This window comes from Microbacterium bandirmense, from assembly GCF_037204185.1.
Lineage (GTDB): Bacteria > Actinomycetota > Actinomycetes > Actinomycetales > Microbacteriaceae > Microbacterium > Microbacterium bandirmense.
The window spans coordinates 222131-238490 of the sequence record NZ_JBBDGM010000003.1 but is presented as its reverse complement, the minus strand read 5'-3'; the positions used below and the strand labels follow the sequence as shown (position 1 = coordinate 238490).

Annotated in this window: 18 protein-coding genes; 13 read left to right on the top strand and 5 right to left on the bottom strand. The window is 66.4% G+C overall.

What is annotated here, in order from left to right:
* Nucleotides 1–70: 70 nt before the first annotated feature.
* Nucleotides 71–1624 carry a signal recognition particle protein gene (gene ffh, locus WDU99_RS04930; protein WP_337331324.1) on the top strand — a complete coding sequence of 518 codons (1554 nt, stop codon included), beginning with the start codon at nt 71–73 and terminating at the stop codon, nt 1622–1624.
* Between the two features lie 51 nt (nt 1625–1675).
* Here ffh and WDU99_RS04925 read toward each other — a convergent pair whose 3' ends face one another.
* The 3 genes from WDU99_RS04925 to WDU99_RS04915 all read right to left on the bottom strand — a co-directional run bounded on the left by WDU99_RS04925 (nt 1676) and on the right by WDU99_RS04915 (nt 6944).
* Nucleotides 1676–3523, bottom strand: a complete 1848-nt coding sequence (locus WDU99_RS04925) for an alpha/beta hydrolase family protein (protein WP_337331323.1) — start codon at nt 3521–3523, stop codon at nt 1676–1678.
* A 150-nt stretch (nt 3524–3673) separates the two neighbouring features.
* Nucleotides 3674–5188 (bottom strand): glycerol kinase GlpK, encoded by a 1515-nt coding sequence (gene glpK, locus WDU99_RS04920; protein ID WP_337331322.1) that lies wholly within the window; start codon nt 5186–5188, stop codon nt 3674–3676.
* 52 nt (nt 5189–5240) lie between these two features.
* Entirely contained in the window at nt 5241–6944 is a 1704-nt protein-coding gene (locus WDU99_RS04915) for a glycerol-3-phosphate dehydrogenase/oxidase (RefSeq protein ID WP_337331321.1), read from the bottom strand.
* 111 nt (nt 6945–7055) lie between these two features.
* Here WDU99_RS04915 and WDU99_RS04910 point away from each other — a divergent pair, with 111 nt between their 5' ends.
* The gene (locus tag WDU99_RS04910) at nt 7056–8021 is read left to right on the top strand and encodes a sugar-binding transcriptional regulator (RefSeq protein ID WP_420063984.1); all 966 of its coding nucleotides are present in this window, start codon (nt 7056–7058) and stop codon (nt 8019–8021) included.
* 9 nt (nt 8022–8030) lie between these two features.
* Here the strand turns inward: WDU99_RS04910 and WDU99_RS04905 are convergent, their stop codons facing one another.
* Entirely contained in the window at nt 8031–9122 is a 1092-nt protein-coding gene (locus WDU99_RS04905; protein WP_420063987.1) for a glutamate--cysteine ligase, read from the bottom strand.
* Between the two features lie 263 nt (nt 9123–9385).
* Here WDU99_RS04905 and rpsP point away from each other — a divergent pair, with 263 nt between their 5' ends.
* The 6 genes from rpsP (at nt 9386) to WDU99_RS04875 (ending at nt 12557) form a co-directional block, all read left to right on the top strand.
* Nucleotides 9386–9802, top strand: coding sequence for a 30S ribosomal protein S16 (rpsP, locus tag WDU99_RS04900; RefSeq protein WP_337331318.1), 417 nt, complete (start codon nt 9386–9388; stop codon nt 9800–9802).
* A gap of 6 nt (nt 9803–9808) precedes the next feature.
* Nucleotides 9809–10039 carry an RNA-binding protein gene (locus WDU99_RS04895; protein ID WP_071644715.1) on the top strand — a complete coding sequence of 77 codons (231 nt, stop codon included), beginning with the start codon at nt 9809–9811 and terminating at the stop codon, nt 10037–10039.
* A gap of 1 nt (nt 10040) precedes the next feature.
* Nucleotides 10041–10595 (top strand): ribosome maturation factor RimM, encoded by a 555-nt coding sequence (rimM, locus tag WDU99_RS04890; protein WP_337331317.1) that lies wholly within the window; start codon nt 10041–10043, stop codon nt 10593–10595.
* 19 nt (nt 10596–10614) lie between these two features.
* Complete coding sequence (trmD, locus tag WDU99_RS04885) at nt 10615–11301, top strand: tRNA (guanosine(37)-N1)-methyltransferase TrmD (protein WP_337331316.1); 687 nt, start codon at nt 10615–10617, stop codon at nt 11299–11301.
* Between the two features lie 87 nt (nt 11302–11388).
* Nucleotides 11389–12126 (top strand): class I SAM-dependent methyltransferase, encoded by a 738-nt coding sequence (locus WDU99_RS04880; protein ID WP_337331315.1) that lies wholly within the window; start codon nt 11389–11391, stop codon nt 12124–12126.
* The gene (locus tag WDU99_RS04875; RefSeq protein WP_337331314.1) at nt 12123–12557 is read left to right on the top strand and encodes a pyrimidine dimer DNA glycosylase/endonuclease V; all 435 of its coding nucleotides are present in this window, start codon (nt 12123–12125) and stop codon (nt 12555–12557) included. Before WDU99_RS04880 ends, WDU99_RS04875 begins: the two co-directional genes overlap by 4 nt.
* 7 nt (nt 12558–12564) lie before the next feature.
* Here the strand turns inward: WDU99_RS04875 and map are convergent, their stop codons facing one another.
* Nucleotides 12565–13347 (bottom strand): type I methionyl aminopeptidase, encoded by a 783-nt coding sequence (gene map, locus WDU99_RS04870; protein ID WP_337331313.1) that lies wholly within the window; start codon nt 13345–13347, stop codon nt 12565–12567.
* Between the two features lie 102 nt (nt 13348–13449).
* On the opposite strand from map, the gene WDU99_RS04865 reads away from it, so the two are divergent.
* From WDU99_RS04865 to WDU99_RS04845, 5 genes are all read left to right on the top strand, one after another.
* Complete coding sequence (locus WDU99_RS04865) at nt 13450–13941, top strand: MFS transporter permease (protein ID WP_337331312.1); 492 nt, start codon at nt 13450–13452, stop codon at nt 13939–13941.
* 182 nt (nt 13942–14123) lie between these two features.
* Nucleotides 14124–14471 carry a 50S ribosomal protein L19 gene (gene rplS, locus WDU99_RS04860; protein WP_337331311.1) on the top strand — a complete coding sequence of 116 codons (348 nt, stop codon included), beginning with the start codon at nt 14124–14126 and terminating at the stop codon, nt 14469–14471.
* A 117-nt stretch (nt 14472–14588) separates the two neighbouring features.
* Entirely contained in the window at nt 14589–15317 is a 729-nt protein-coding gene (gene lepB, locus WDU99_RS04855) for a signal peptidase I (protein ID WP_337331310.1), read from the top strand.
* Entirely contained in the window at nt 15314–15973 is a 660-nt protein-coding gene (locus tag WDU99_RS04850) for a ribonuclease HII (protein ID WP_337331309.1), read from the top strand. The genes lepB and WDU99_RS04850 overlap by 4 nt, the downstream gene beginning before the upstream one ends.
* 58 nt (nt 15974–16031) lie before the next feature.
* Nucleotides 16032–16358, top strand: a complete 327-nt coding sequence (locus tag WDU99_RS04845; RefSeq protein WP_337331308.1) for a DUF2469 family protein — start codon at nt 16032–16034, stop codon at nt 16356–16358.
* Nucleotides 16359–16360 lie beyond the last annotated feature (2 nt).

Genomic DNA, 16360 nt, shown 5'->3' with positions numbered 1-16360 from the left:
GCAGGCGCGATCGCTGAGCTCGGCGCGCGGCTCAGGGTTGCCGCTCTGCTCGCGTAGAATCGGAGGCACCATGGCTACCTTTGGCACGCTCTCCGATCGGCTCACCGAGACCTTCCGCAATCTGCGCACGAAGGGAAAGCTGACGCCCGCCGATGTCGACGGCACCGTCCGCGAGATCCGTCGCGCCCTGCTCGACGCCGACGTCGCGCTTGTCGTCGTCAAGGACTTCACCGCGAAGGTGCGCGAGCGCGCATTGGGCGACGAGGTCAATCGCGCTCTGAACCCCGCGCAGCAGGTCGTGCAGATCGTCAACGAGGAACTCGTCGCGATCCTCGGTGGCGAACAGCGTCGGCTCGAGTTCGCGAAGAACCCGCCGACCGTGATCATGCTCGCCGGACTCCAGGGCTCGGGTAAGACGACCTTCGCCGGAAAGCTCGCGAAGCAGCTCGAGGGCGAAGGACACACGCCGTTGCTCGTGGCCGCCGACCTGCAACGACCGAACGCCGTGAACCAGCTCCAGGTCGTCGCCGAGCGCGCCGGTGCCGCCATCTACGCGCCTGAACCCGGCAACGGCGTCGGCGATCCGGTGCGGGTGTCCAAGGACGGCGTCGAGCACGCACGCCGGCACCAGCACGACGTCGTCATCATCGACACGGCCGGACGCCTCGGCGTGGACGCCGAGCTGATGAAGCAGGCATCCGACATCCGCAAGGCGACCAGCCCTGATGAGGTGCTGTTCGTCATCGACGCGATGATCGGACAGGACGCGGTCAACACCGCCAAGGCCTTCCAGGAGGGCGTCGACTTCACCGGCGTCGTGCTGTCCAAGCTCGACGGCGACGCCCGCGGTGGTGCCGCACTCTCGGTTGCTTCGGTCACCGGACGCCCGATCATCTTCGCCTCGACGGGCGAGAACCTCGAAGACCTCGAGCCCTTCCACCCGGACCGCATGGCGAGCCGCATCCTCGACCTCGGTGACATCCTCACCCTCATCGAGCAGGCCCAGCAGGCCTTCGATGAAGAAGAGGCGATGAAGGTCGCCGAGAAGCTCGCCAACGAGGCCTTCACCCTCGAGGACTTCCTCGACCAGCTTCAGCAGATGAAGAAGATGGGCTCGATGAAGAAGATGCTGGGCATGCTGCCGGGCATGGGCCAGATGAAGCAGCAGCTCGACGACTTCGACGAGCGCGAGATCGACCGCACCGAGGCGATCATCCGCTCGATGACTCCGGGCGAGCGCCGCAACCCGAAGGTGCTCAACGGCTCACGCCGACTGCGTATCGCGAACGGTTCGGGAATGACCGTCACCGACGTCAACCAGCTCGTGCAGCGCTTCGAGCAGGCCGCCAAGATGATGAAGACCGTTGCCCGCGGCGGTACGCCGCAGATCCCCGGCATGGGCCCGATGGGCAAGCCCGGGGCGTCCGCCAAGCGTGGCAAGAAGGGCGCGAAGGGCAAGGGCGGATCGCGCTCGGGCAATCCCGCGAAGCGGGCGGCGGAGAACGCCGGCGTCACCACTGCGAACACGAACCCCACCGGTTCGGGATTCGGCCTCGGCGGCGGTCAGGCTGCGCCCAGCGAAGCCGACCTCGCCGAGATCCAGAAGCTTTTCGGCAAGGGCTGAATACGAGCGAAGCGCCCCAGAGTTCCCTGGGGCGCTTCGCTGTTCGTGCAGTCAGTAGCTGATCACCAGCGAGTTGGACACCGACATCAGCACGACGATCGCTGCATTCAGAACGCCCCCGATGTACGGGTTGTTCGTCGCCCGGTAGATCTTCCGAGAGATCACCGCGCTGACCGCGAGGATCAGGACCACCGGGATCAGCCAGATGCTGAAGATGCCGCCGAAACCGGGGATGAGTTCACCGGAAATGGCGAAGGTGACGTACTGCGCCACCACCAGCGCGATCGGTCCCAGCGAGTTGAACAGCGCCAGAACGGCGGTGTTCAGCCATTCACGACCACCGAGGGTGAAGCGGTTGAACAGGTTGATCGCGACGGAGTTCGCGACGAAGTAGATCAGGAACAGGGGCAGCAGGAAGAACGCATACCAGATCTTGTCCTGCGGGAACCACTTGATCGCAACGACCCACAGACGGAAGTCGGTCTTGAAGAAGTAGTCGGCGAGGAACACCAGGCCGAACGCGGCAGCCGTGACCACGAACGCCAGCGCGATGCTCTGAAGGAGCTTGAACCATCCAGGGAAGATACCCAGATCACGCAGGCGCACACCGCTCTTCTTGCCGAAGAGGTAGTACGACAGCAGCATGACGATGATCGCGACGATCCCGTTGAACGCGGCCCACACGCCGATGAAGAACACCGAGCCGGTGGGGATTGGGTTCGGGACGGCGTTGAACGAGAGGGCAGCCAACCATGGCTGCTGGCTGAGCCAGATGTACGACCACGCCGAGATGATCGCCGAGACGACCAGCCCTCCCCAGAACCAGACCAGGCCGGTGCGTCCCGCGGGACCTGCGGGGGTGACTTCATCTGCTCGCAGTCCCGCGAACGCCCGGGTGCCAAGAAGCAGACGGGTGAACGGCACGAGGAACATCACGAAGCCCACCAGACCCAGGGCGGTGAACGCCTCCTTGATCTGCCAGTTCTGATCGGTCCCTTCGATGCTGTGAGGTGCGTCCAGTGTCAGGTCGAAGAAGTCGACGAGATCCGCGACGGTGTACTTGGAGATGGTGCCCCACGGGTGGGTCTGCGGCGGCGTGTGCAGCACGCGGATCGCGTCCTGTCCGTCGATCGTCTCCGTGTAGACGGTGTCGATCTCGCGCTGTTCGCCGCTGGCCGGATCCGTCCCGAAGTTCAGAAACGACTGCGCGTTGTCGGTGGTGGCGAACTCGCGCGGCGTGGTCAGCGGCACGCCTTCTGCGTTGTAACTGCGGAAGAAGAACTCGTCGTACTGGTCTGCGACCAGGCCAACGTCTCGGGTGCCGTAGAGGTTGGCGTATGCGCCATCCTGGTCCAGATACATCGCCTCGTTGTCGACCAGGAACACCGACGAGATCAACTGCTCGTCGGCGGCATCGTCGAGCGCGATGGAGAAGTTCGCCGCGCGGGCGCCGTTGGAGTGCCCCGTGACACCGATCCGGGTGGAGTCCACATAAGGCAGGTCCGCGATGAGCTTGACACCGTCGTACATGCCGGTGCCGCCTACCTCGAGTTCGTCGACCGGCAGCGGGTCGGAGTTGCCATGGCCGTACATGTCGATCGACAGCACGACGAAACCGCGTCGCGAGAGTTCGACGTAGTTGGCATCCTGCATCTCCCGGTTGTTCCACCAGCCATGGCTGACCACGACCGCGGGTGCGGGATCGTCGGCAGTGGCGTCATCGGGAACGAACAGCAGCGCGTTCAGCATCCGACCGGATGATGTCTCCCACTGCATGTCCTTGACGGTGACCGAGCCGGCTTGGGTCTGCACCAGGTGCGCGCCAACCGCCGAGATCAGGCATAGCAGGAGCGACAGTGCCAGCCAGAAGCCGTTCCTCCGCGCTGATCGTTGATTCATGGTTCTCTCCTCAGTGAAAGGCGCCCCGTCCGCAGGGGCGAGTACTCGTGACCTTTGGGGAGACTATTAGCTGAACGGATGCTGAACGGGCGAAACAGAGGTGATCTGCACATACGTGCACGACTGGCCCCTCGGACTTCGCTGTCGGGCTCAGCGCACGTCGTCGTCGACCCAGTCCATCGACTTCGTCACGGCCTTGCGCCACAGTCGAACCTGGCGGTCGCGCTCATCCGCGTGCATCGTCGGCTCCCATCGATGATCTTCCTGCCAGTTGGCGGACAGGTCTTCGAGACCGCTCCAAAAGCCGACGGCGAGCCCCGCGGCGTACGCGGCGCCGAGCGCGGTCGTCTCGGTCACGACCGGCCGCACCACCGGCACACCGAGGATGTCGGCCTGGAACTGCATCAGCGCATCGTTCGCCACCATGCCACCGTCGACCTTCAGCTCCGTGAGGTCGAAATCAGCATCCGCGTTCACGGCATCGAGCACGTCGCGCGTCTGGAACGCCACCGCCTCCAGCGCAGCCCGCGCGATGTGGTTCCGGTTGGCGAAGCGGGTGAGGCCGACGATCGCACCGCGCGCGTCCGGGCGCCAATACGGCGTGAACAGGCCCGAGAACGCGGGCACGATGTAGACGCCGCCATTGTCGTCGACCTTGTCGGCGAGCTCTTCGACCTCCGGCGCTGACGAGATCAGCCCGAGTTGATCGCGCAGCCATTGAATGAGTGAGCCGGCGACGGCTATCGAGCCCTCCAGGGCGTAGTGCGTCGGCCCGCCGCCCAGCTTGTATCCGACGGTGGTGAGCAGACCGTTCTTGGAGTGCACGACCTCTTCACCTGTGTTGAAGATCAGAAAGCAGCCTGTGCCGTAGGTGTTCTTGCTCTCACCGCTGCCGAATGCGGCCTGTCCGAAGGTGGCCGACTGCTGATCGCCGAGGATGCCTGCGATCGGCGTCTCGCGCAGCAGCGATGAACTCTCGGCGGTGCCGTACACCTCTGACGACGAGCGGATCTCCGGCATCATGGAGCGCGGCACTCCGAACACATCCAGGATGTCGTCGCGCCATTCCAGCGTCTCCAGATCCATGAACATCGTGCGTGAAGCGTTCGTGACATCCGTCACGTGCACACCACCGTCGACGCCGCCCGTGAGGTTCCACAGCACCCAGCAGTCAGTCGTGCCGAAGAGCAGGTCGTCGGCATCCGCCTTCTCCCGCGCGCCGTCGACGTTCTCGAGGATCCAGGTGAGCTTCGTACCCGAGAAGTAGGTGGCGAGTGGCAGCCCGACGATCGACTTGAAACGGTCGACGCCGCCGTCGGCGGCCAGGCGATCGACGATCTCCTGCGTACGCGTGTCCTGCCACACGATCGCGTTGCAGACGGGCTCGCCGGTATGTCGGTCCCATACCACAGTCGTCTCGCGCTGATTCGTGATCCCTATCGCGGCGATGTCATGCCGCGTGAGATGAGCCCGGGTGAGCGCGAGACCGATGACCTCCTGCACGTTGCGCCAGATCTCGGCCGCATCGTGTTCTACCCACCCCGCCTTCGGCAGGATCTGCTCGTGCTCCTTCTGACCGGAGGCCACGACGCTTCCGCTGTGATCGAAGATGATCGCCCGGCTGGACGTCGTTCCCTGGTCGATCGACAGAATGTACTCAGCCATGGCGGCCTCCTTCTGCGGGTCATCACCGACGCGCATCGTCTCGGGCATATCGTCAGCGACGCGCGGGCAGTTCGATCGCGAGCCCGTGTGCGTCGTTCAGGATCTGCACAGTGGCTTCGATCTCAGCATCCCGACGGCTCTCACTCCAACCGAGCAGAGGCGCGAGTGCATCGGCAAGCTCTTCGAGGACCTCACCGGTGGCGTCGCCGACGAATGCGATGCTGGTGCGACGCAGCACGACGTCGGCAAGGCGCACGACGAGCTCGTTGTCGGCCATCCACTCCAGCTCGCGTGTCGAGACCGCGCCGCCGGCCAGCATGTGGTCCTCCTCGCGCTCGATGTGCGCCCACACCTCCGCGGCACGGGTGCCGTAGCGGGCAAGCAGCTGATCGGCGCGAGACGGTTCGGCACCAGGGAGATTCGTCTGCTTCCACGTCGTGCGGGCGCGCACTGTGCGAGGGAAGCCCAGACCGCCGCCGATCGGCACGCCAGTGGTCGTGATCGTGCGAGTGCGGCCGATCAGTTCGAGCACGCGGTCGGAGAGAGCCTCACCCAACGCGCGGAATGTGGTCCACTTCCCTCCGACGAGGCTCAGTGTCGGCACTGCCGTGCCCTCGACCAATTCGATGCGGTAATCGCGGGAGACGAATCCGGGGGCAGTGTCCTCGTGGCGTGGCAGCGGACGGATGCCCGAGAAGCGGTACACGATCTGCTGACGGTCCAGCTCGACGCTCGGAAAGACGTGGTTGATGAGCTCGAAGAAGTAGTCGACCTCTTCCTCGGTGCACCGCGCGGCTTCGCGGGGATCGGCTTCGATGTCGGTCGTGCCGACGAGCACACGTCCCTTCAGCGGGTAGATCAGCACGATGCGCCCATCCGAGTGCTCGAAGAAGATCTCCCTGCCCTGTGTCGCCGCCAGCAGCTCGGGGTGGTCGAGGACGATGTGCGATCCCTTGGTGCCGCCCATGAAACGCGTCTCCGCGCCGAGCGCATCATTGGTGAGGTCCGTCCAGGGCCCCGATGTGTTGACGACGACGTCCGCGTGGATCGAGAACTCCTCAGCGGATTCGAGATCGCGCAGCAGCACCTCGTCGCCGCGGCTGCCGACGGCTTCGACGTAATTCAGTGCGTGCGAGTGCGGGTTGGCGGAACGACCATCCTGCAGAACGTCCAGCGCAAGGCGCTCCGGGTCGTGCATCGAGGCGTCGTAGTAGGTCGCGGTGTACTTGACCTTCGGGTCGAGAGCGGGCAGCTCTTTGAGCGAACGCCGACGGCCGAAGAAGCGGTGGCGCGGCACTGCGCCCCCATCCCGCGAGAAGAGATCGTAGATGGTGAGCCCGATCTTGATGAGCACCGCGCCGCGTTCCTGCGGCTTCTCGCTGCCGTGGGTGAGAAAGCGCAGGGGGGCGGTGAGGATGCCCGAGAACGTCGAATAGATCGGGATCGTCGTCTCGAGGGGCTTGACGTAGTGCGGTGCGATGCGCAGGAGGCCGTTGCGCTCCTGCACTGACTCGCGCACGAGTCGGAACTCGCCGTTCTCGAGGTAGCGGATGCCACCGTGGATCATGTGACTGGAGGCCGCGGACGCACCGCTGGCGAAGTCGCCGCGGTCCACGATGACCGCATTCACGCCTTGCAGTGCGAGGTCACGGAACAGGGAGATGCCATTGATGCCCGCACCGATGATCAACACGGTGGTGCGGCCGGATTCTCGGACGGCCGCCAGTTCGTCGCCTCGCTGTGAATTTCGGGTCATACCGACCATGATCTCTCCTTCTGCTTGCATCCAGCATCACTCCAATGGCAGTAACGTGCAAACCCCCTGCACGAATGTGCAATGCTGTGGTCGGAGGTGCTGAGGATGCCGATGGACGAAACTCGTCACGACACGAAGACTGCGGCCGCGCTCACGGCGGCGAAGCTGTACTACCTGCAGGACATGACGATGGATGCCATCGCCAGGGAGCTCTCGACATCGAGATCATCGGTGTCGCGGCTGCTCGCCTCCGCGCGGGAGAGCGGTCTCGTCGACATCCGCATCAACTCCCCGTTCGAACGTGTGGGACGGATCGAGGAGCAGTTGCGCGATCGCTTCCGCATCAATGCGCACATCGTTCCCATGTCGGGCATCGTGAACGACGTCGAACGACTGGAGCGAGTGTCATTGACGGCAGGACGCCTGCTCTCACAGTTCGTCGAGTCGAACATGGTGGTGGGCGTGGCGTGGGGCTCCACGATCAGCATGGTCAGCCGTTCGCTCGTGCAGAAGGAGGTGCACAGCACAACGTTCGTGCAGCTCAACGGCGCGGGAAACACTCAGACCAGCGGTCTGGAGTACTCGAGCGACATCCTGCAGCGCTTCGGCCAGGCTTTCGGCGCGAACGTCGAGCAGTTTCCGGTGCCCGCCTTCTTCGACAATCCTGTCACTCGCGACGCGATGTGGCAGGAGCGCAGCACTCGACGTGTGCTGGCGTTCCAATCGAAAATGGACATCGCGGTCTTCGGTCTCGGATCCCCACAGGCCGAAGTGCCCAGCCGGGTCTACGTGGGTGGATACCTCAACCGCGACGACTATCGGATGCTGCGTGAGGACGGCGCGATCGGCGACGTGGCGACCGTCTTCTTCCGGGCGGATGGCAGCTGGCGTGACATCCGCCTGAACGCGCGCTCCACGGGACCCGGTCTCGATCGATTGCGCCGGGTGCCCCGGCGTGTGTGCGTGGTTTCGGGAGCAGCGAAGCTCGGCTCACTGCGGGCCGCGATAGCCGCGGGAATCGTCACCGACGCGGTGCTCGATGAGACACTCGCACGACTCCTCTCCGAAGAGAACTGAGGCGGCCGGTCAGTCGACCAGGGACCCCTCCGGGCCCGCGCGGAACTCGCGGATCAGGTGCTGCACCACTGCGCGCAGGTCGCCGTCGGCGGCATCCGCTGCGTCCAGCTGGCGTGAATAGCTCGCGCCCCCGTCGAGAATCGTCCGCACACCCGCCAGCTCGCTGCCACAGGACAGATCGTTCGCGACAGGCAGGAGCTCCTCGACGACGGCCGCGATGTGCTCGCGCACGGGCACCTGGGATCCGGCGGCGTCGACGATCACACGGGCATCGAGTCCGTAACGCGCGGTGCGCCACTTGTTCTCCCGGTGGAACCAAGGCGGCAGGGTGGGTAGGGGCCGACCCCCGTCGAGCTCGCGTGAGAAGAACTCGACCAGAGTCTGGGTGAGGGCAGCGACGGATGCCAGTTCGGTGAGCGTGGACATGCCGTCGCAGGCGCGCACTTCGATCGTGCCCCACCGCGGCGCCGGACGGATGTCCCAGCGGATCTCCGAGACATCGGCCATGACTCCTGTGCGCGTCATGTCATCGACATAGCGCTCGAACTCCGGCCATGTCTCGAGGGCCCAGGGCAGACCGGCCGTCGGCAGCTGCTGGAAGACCAATGACCGGTTCGACGCGTAGCCGGTGCGCTCGCCCGCCCAGTAAGGGCTGGACGCTGCGAGGGCCTGCAGATGGGGGAGGTACGACGAGAGCGCTCCGATGATCGGCAGCACCTTGTCCCGGTCATCGACCCCGATGTGCACGTGGATGCCCCAGATCATCATGTTGCGACCCCACCACTGCGTACGCTCGATCAGCGTGCGGTAACGGGTCTTGTCGGTCACGCGCTGATTGAACCACTGTGCGTACGGGTGGCTGCCCGCGGAGAGCAGCTCGATGCCTGCCGGGTCGGTTGCACGCCGCACGGCAGCGATCGCTGCGGCGATGTCGTCGACGGCATCCGACACCGTGCCACCGACGCCACTGGTCACCTCGATCGTGTTCGTGAGCAGCTCGCCGGTGACGGTGTGCCGCTCCGGCGCGCTCTGCGCTTCGAGAGCGGTGAGCAGCTCCGGGGCGCGCCCGACCAGGTCGCCCGTGGACGGATCCGCGAGCATGACCTCCCATTCCAACCCGACCGTGCTGCGGGCGGAGGGCGCGAAATCGATCGACACGCGCACAGTTTGACACGCGGATCCGATCGAACGCAGCCGTGGACCGTGTCGTTTCGCGGTCGGTGCCCGGATCTGGCAGAATAGACGGTCGGACGACTGCTCGACCCTCTATCCAGCATCCGTCCCCCCTACAGAGCTTCCGCCGGGTGTGCACCCCACGCTCCAGGCGATCGGTTCGACTTCCTTCCACACAATTCAGGAGAATCGTGGCTGTCAAGATTCGTCTCAAGCGCTTCGGCAAGATCCGTGCGCCTTACTACCGCATCGTCGTCGCCGACTCGCGCACCAAGCGCGATGGTCGCGTGATCGAGGAGATCGGCAAGTACCACCCGACCGAGCAGCCCTCGTTCATCGAGGTCGACTCGGAGCGCGCGCAGTACTGGCTGTCCGTCGGCGCCCAGCCGACCGAGCAGGTCACCGCGCTGCTCAAGCTCACCGGTGACTGGGGCAAGTTCAAGGGCGACAAGGACGCGAAGTCCACCGTCCAGGTCGCCGAGCCCAAGGCCGCCTTCGAGGTCGACGCCTCCAAGAAGTCCGTCGTCAAGCCCAAGGCCGAGAAGCCTGCCGAGGCACCGGCTGCTGACGCGGAGGCCGCCGAGGCCCCCGCCGCCGACGCAGAGTAGTCCGCTGTGCTCGCCGCCGCGCTCGAACACGTCGTCAAGGGGATCGTCGATCACCCGGACGATGTCCGCATCACCGCATCCGCATCGCCCCGGGGCGATCTGCTCGAGGTGCACGTGCACCCGGATGACCGTGGTCGCGTGATCGGGCGCGGCGGCCGCACCGCCAAGGCGCTGCGCACGCTCATCTCCGCCCTCGCCGACGGACGTCGCGTCCGCGTCGACGTCGCGGACGACTGACGTGGCCGCGGACCGCAACCAGCTCCGCGTCGGCCGTCTGCTCAAGGCACATGGCCTCAAGGGCGCGCTGAAGCTCGAGCTGTACACCGACAACCCTGAGCGTCGTTTCGTTCCGGGAGCCGAGTTCACGCTGCAGGTGCCCGAGGCATCCGCGTGGCACGGCAAGACCGTCACGATCCGCGAGTACCGCGTGATGAACGGCAACTCCGTCGTCTTCCTCGAGGGAGTCGACGACCGCACCGCGGCCGAGTCGCTGGTGCGCGCCATCCTCTGGATGGACGAGGACGACGAGGTCGAGGACGATGCCTGGTACGCACACCAGCTCACCGGACTCGACGTCCTCCGCGACGACGTCGTGATCGGCACCGTCGCCCGCGTCGAGCACCTGCCCGCGCAGGACCTGCTCATCGTCAAGACCGACGCCGGTGAGGTCATGGTGCCCTTCGTCGAGGCCATCGTGCCCACGGTCGATGTCCCCGGCGGGCGCGTCGTCGTCACCCCGCCGGCGGGGCTCTTCGAAGAGCTCCCACCCGCAGACGCCCCCGGCGCCGAGTGACGCTCGTTAGCATCGAGCAATGAGAATCGATGTCGTCTCGATCTTCCCGTCGTACTTCGACGGGCTGACCCTCTCGCTGCTGGGCAGGGCCCGCGACTCGGGCATCCTCGATCTGCACGTGCACGATCTTCGCGACTGGACGCACGACCGGCACCGCACCGTCGACGACACGCCCTATGGCGGGGGCGCGGGCATGGTCATGAAACCCGAGCCCTGGGGCCTCGCGCTCGATGAGCTGACCTCGAACGACACGCGTCCCACCATCATCTTCCCGTCGCCGGCCGGCGAGGTCTTCACCCAGGCGACCGCGCGCGAACTCGCGAACCGCGAGCACCTGATCTTCGGATGCGGACGGTACGAGGGCATCGACGAGCGCGTCTTCGAGTACGCCGCCGCGCTCGGCGAGGTGCGCCTGATCAGCCTGGGTGACTACGTGCTGAACGGGGGAGAGGTCGCCGTCATGGCGATGACCGAGGCGATCGGCCGGCTCATCCCCGGGGTCGTCGGCAACCCCGAGAGCCTCGTCGAGGAATCGCACGAGGACGGGTTGCTCGAGTACCCGTCGTACACGAAGCCCGCGGTCTGGCGCGATCATGAGGTGCCGCCGATCCTGCTCAGCGGCAACCACGGCGCGATCGCGACGTGGCGCCGCGAACAGCAGCTCGAGCGCACCCGCGCCCGGCGCCCCGACCTTCTCGAGGGCTGAGCCGCCCAGCATCCGCTCCACATTCCTGCACGCGCACCATCGTTCGATGGCGCGTATGCAGGAACCTGGCGCCGATACGCTGAATACATGGCAGATCAGACGCTGGCGAGTTCCTTTCTGAACGCAGGGGAGGACTACGAGCGCTTCCGTCCCGGCTTTCCCGAGGCGGCGGCGGATGCCATCGTGCCGACGCCCGTGAGCGCAGCGCTCGACCTCGGGGCGGGCACGGGGAAGTTCACGGAGCGGCTGATCGACCGCGCATCGCGGGTGATCGCGGTGGAGCCCTCTGAGCAGATGCTCGCGGTGCTGCGCACGAAGCTGCCGCAGGTCGAGGCGCACATCGGCACGGCGGAGGGCATCCCGGCATCCGATCACTTGGTCGATGTCGTGACGGTGGCGCAGGCGTTCCACTGGTTCGACCGCGACCCCGCCTGCGCCGAGATCCACCGCGTGCTCGTCCCCGGCGGCACGCTCGGCCTGCTGTGGAACCACTCCGACGCGACGTGCAGCTGGGACCGCGCGTGCACGCGGGTGGCGCATCCGGCACTGCGTGAGGGGCTGACCGCTTCCTCTGAGGCCACGCACGAGCTGCCCGGCTTCGAGGCACCCTCCTTCGTTCAGGTGCCGTGGTCGGAGACGATCTCACGCTCCGACTACATCGCGCGCTGGCTCACCGTCAGCAGCTTCATCGCGGCATCCGAAAGCGAGCGCGCCGACATGGTCGCCGAACTGGAGCGCATCCTCGACGCCGATCCGGCGACCGCAGGCCGCAGCGAGTTCGAGCTGCCCCAGGTCACCGATGTCTACGTCTACCGCGCGGCATGAGGCTCTGGTCGGTGCATCCGCGCTACCTCGACCGCCAGGCACTGGTGGCGTGCTGGCGGGAGGCGCTCCTCGCGCAGGCGGTGCTCGCGGGCGCCACGAAGGGTTACCGCAATCATCCTCAGCTGATCCGCTTCCGTGCCGCCGCCGATCCGCTGGCGGCCGTGGGCGGCTTCCTGCGCGGGATCGCGGACGAGGCTGATGCTCGCGTCTATCGCTTCGACCGGTCGCGCATCCTGCACGACGGCGACCGACTGGACGGGATCGCAGTGACCCGCGGTCAGCTGGACGTCGAGTGGCGGCACCTCATGGTCAAGCTCACTCAGCGCAGTCCCGAACTCGCCGAGCGCTGGCACGATGTCACGGCACCCGATCCGCATCCGCTCTTCACCGTTGTTCCCGGCGATGTGGCGGAGTGGGAGCGGGCGCGCTGAGGTCGACTCAGTCCACGCCGAGGAAACTGCGGTCGGTCAGCACGATCGGGCCATCCTTCGTGACGGCGACGGTGTGCTCGGAGTGCGAGCCGCGGGACCCGTCGGCGCTGCGCAGCGTCCAGCCGTCGGCATCCGTGATCAGCTCGTCGGTGGTCGCCAGCAGCCACGGCTCGAGTGCGAAGACGAGTCCCTCACGCAGCGGGACACCGCGACCGGCGCGGCCGTCGTTGGGGATGTGCGGGTCGCCGTGCATGATCCGGCCGACACCGTGCCCACCGAAATCGGTGTTGATCGAGTACCCCTCGCCATGCGACACGGCGGCGATCGCGGCCGAGATGTCACCGGTCTTGTTGCCGACCACGGCCGCGGCGATCGCCGCCTCGAGTGCGCGCTCGGTGGTGCCGATCAGGCGCAGGTCCTCGTCGCGCGCGGACCCGACGACGAACGAGATCGCAGAGTCGGCCACCCAGCCGTCGACGGAGACGGCGAAGTCGAGCGAGACCAGGTCGCCGTCGCGCAGGACGTAGTCGTGGGGGAGGCCGTGCAGCACGGCATCGTTGACCGAGGTGCAGATCACCTTGCCGAACGGGCCGTTGCCGAAAGAGGGCGCGTAGTCGATGTAGCAGGACTCGGCTCCGGCGCTGCGGATCAGATCGTGCGCCCTGCGGTCGATCGAGAGCAGGTTCGTGCCGACCTTGGTCTCGTCGCGCAGCGTCGCCAGGGTCTCTGCGACGAAGCGTCCTGCGGCGCGCATCTCGTCGATCTCGGCAGGTGTGCGCAGTTCGATCATGGAAGTTCCTCTCGTCAGCATCCATTGTCGCCGATGCGCGCTGTCCGGATGCCCACAGCGAACGCACGCCCACGCGCCCGCCGGCCGACGTACCATCGAAGGATGGTGTTGCGACGGGCATTCTTCCGCTGGCTGCTGCCGGCCGCATTCGTGCTGCCGCTGTGGATGATCGTCGGCTGGGCGATCTTCGGACAGTCCGGCTGGGGGTTGCTGTGGGTGCTGCTGATGGCCGTGCCGTCGGTGTTCATCGGGCAGCTCGTGCTGACGCTGCTGACCAGATCCCGTCCCTCGGTGCGTGCGGAGCGGGCTGTGTCGTGGTGGGACGTGGCCGGTTTCACCGTCTGGCACGGCCTCACGATCGCCGTCGCGTGCTTCATCGACGGAGCCTTCCCCTGGCTGCTCACCGGCGCGATCATCGCGGTGCTGGGGCTGTTCTGGCTGCAGCTGTGGCAGCTGTGGAGCGAGGCGCGCGGCTCGGGGGCGCGCATCCGCGAGACGATCACGTGGTCGAGCATGTCGTCGCACGACCGCACCTCGCCGTCATCGACGCCCGCTGAGGTGATCATCGTCGAAGAGCACCGCTTGCGCGACTGACCGTTCGGCGGCACCGCGCGTTTTGAGAGGCGATGCGGTTCATGGCAGAATAGATTCTTGTGCCGCGAACCGGCTCTGCCTCAGGGGAGCTGCGGACGCCTTGCGCGCCGCTCGGCACACATCCATTCTTGAACCTTTGAAATCATGCACCCGACCTGTGGCGAGTGCAGAGAGAGACGATCATGCAGATCCTCGACGCCGTCGACGCGGCTTCGCTCCGTTCCGACATCCCAGTCTTCCACCCCGGTGACACCGTCAAGGTGCACGTCAACATCACCGAGGGCAGCCGCTCGCGTATCCAGGTGTTCCAGGGCGTCGTCCTCGGCCGCCAGGGAGACGGGGTTCGCGAGACCTTCACCGTCCGCAAGATCAGCTTCCAGGTGGGCGTGGAGCGCACCTTCCCGGTGCACTCCCCGGTGATCGACCACATCGAGGTCGTCTCGCGCGGTGACGTGCGCCGCGCCAAGCTGTACTACCTGCGCAACCTGCGCGGCAAGAAGGCGAAGATCCGCGAGAAGCGCGAGAACTGACGCACAGCGACACGCACAGAACCCCGGGACACGTCCCGGGGTTCTGTCGTTGTGGCCAGGGTGTGGGAACCTGGTAACTGCCGTCACGCGCGGCGAGCCCGATCACGAAGGAAGCACATGACTGACGCCGCTGAGGCAGCACCACGGCCATCGCGACGCAGGGGTGCACTGGTCTTCGTCCGCGACGTGCTGGTCATCATCCTGATCGCGGCGCTGGTCTCGTTCGTGGTGAAGACCTTCGTGGTGCGCTCTTTCTACATCCCGTCCGGTTCGATGGAGCGCACGTTGATGATCGACGACCGCATCCTGGTCGACGAGCTGACCCCGCGCTGGACCGGATACGACCACGGTGACGTCGTCGTCTTCGAGGATCCGGGCGGCTGGCTTCCGCCCGCTCCGCAGCGCCCCTCGCGTCCGGCGCTCATCGAGGCGGTCGACTGGGTGCTCACCTTCGTGGGCATCTCCACCTCCGACACACAGGATCACCTCGTCAAGCGGGTGATCGGGATGCCGGGCGATCACGTCGTGTGCTGCAACGCGCTCGGCCAGATCACCATCAACGGCACGCCGGTCAACGAGCTGTCGTACCTCAACCTTCCCGAGGGCGACACCGCCGCATCCAACACCGACTTCGACGTGACCGTCCCGGAGGGGACGATCTGGGTCATGGGTGACAACCGCGACCGCTCGCAGGACTCGCGCGCGCACCAGGAGCTGCCCGGCGGTGGCTTCGTGCCCCTCGAGAACGTCGTGGGGCGTGCCTTCCTCACCACGTGGCCCCTGGACAGGCTCGGGCTCATCGACACGCACGATGAGGTCTTCCAGGCGGTGCCGGAGCCGGAATGACCGTCGTCGCGCCCACACTGACCCTCGAGCGCAGGCTGCTCAGGGATTTCGACCTCATCATCGCGCTCGACGAGGTCGGGCGCGGTGCGCTGGCGGGACCGGTCGCGGTCGGGGCGGCGGTGATGGATGCCGCCGGCTCGCGGCGACGGGTTCCGGAGGGCCTGCGTGATTCGAAGCTGATCACCGAGCGACGCCGCCCGCAGATGGCAGAGCGCGCGCGTGGCTGGGTGCCGGCGTCGGGCGTCGGGTGGTCGAGTGCCGCCGAGGTCGACGAGGTGGGCATCATGCGGGCGCTGGGCCTTGCGGCCTCGCGTGCGGTGCAGGCCGTCGTCGAACAGGGCGTGTCGCTGGAGCGCACGCTCGTGATCCTCGACGGCAATCACGACTACATCTCGCGGGTGCATCCCGAGGTGCTGACCGTGCGCACGGTGGTCAAGGGCGACCGGGACTGCGCATCGGTGTCCGCCGCCTCGGTGATCGCGAAGGTCGCACGCGACACGCTGATGATGACCCTGCACGCCGACCATCCCGTCTATCAATGGGAACGCAACAAGGGGTACGCGAGCCTCGAGCATCGACAGGCCATCCGCGAGCAGGGGCTGTCGCCGTTCCACCGGGCATCGTGGGCGATCGCCGACGCGCCGACGCTGTTCTGAACGATGCGGCTGCGTGCGCGCTGTTCCGCCGTCCGCTCTCGCCTAGGATGGAGGCACCATGGATGAGGACGCCTTCGACGACTACGACCGCGAGCTCGAACTCGCGCTGTTCCGCGAGTACCGCGACGTCGTCATGCAGTTCCAGTACGTCGTCGAGACCGAGCGGCGGTTCTACCTCGCGAACGAGGTGAACGTCGTGCGCCGCGACACGGAGCACGACTTCTACTTCGAGATCTCGATGTCGGACGTCTGGGTCTGGGACATCTACCGCGCCGATCGCTTCGTGAAGGCGGTGCGGGTCCTGACGTTCAAGGACGTGAACGTCGAAGAGCTGCAGCGGCGCGAATTCGAGATCCCCGACGAGTTGTCGCTCGACGGGCAGTGACC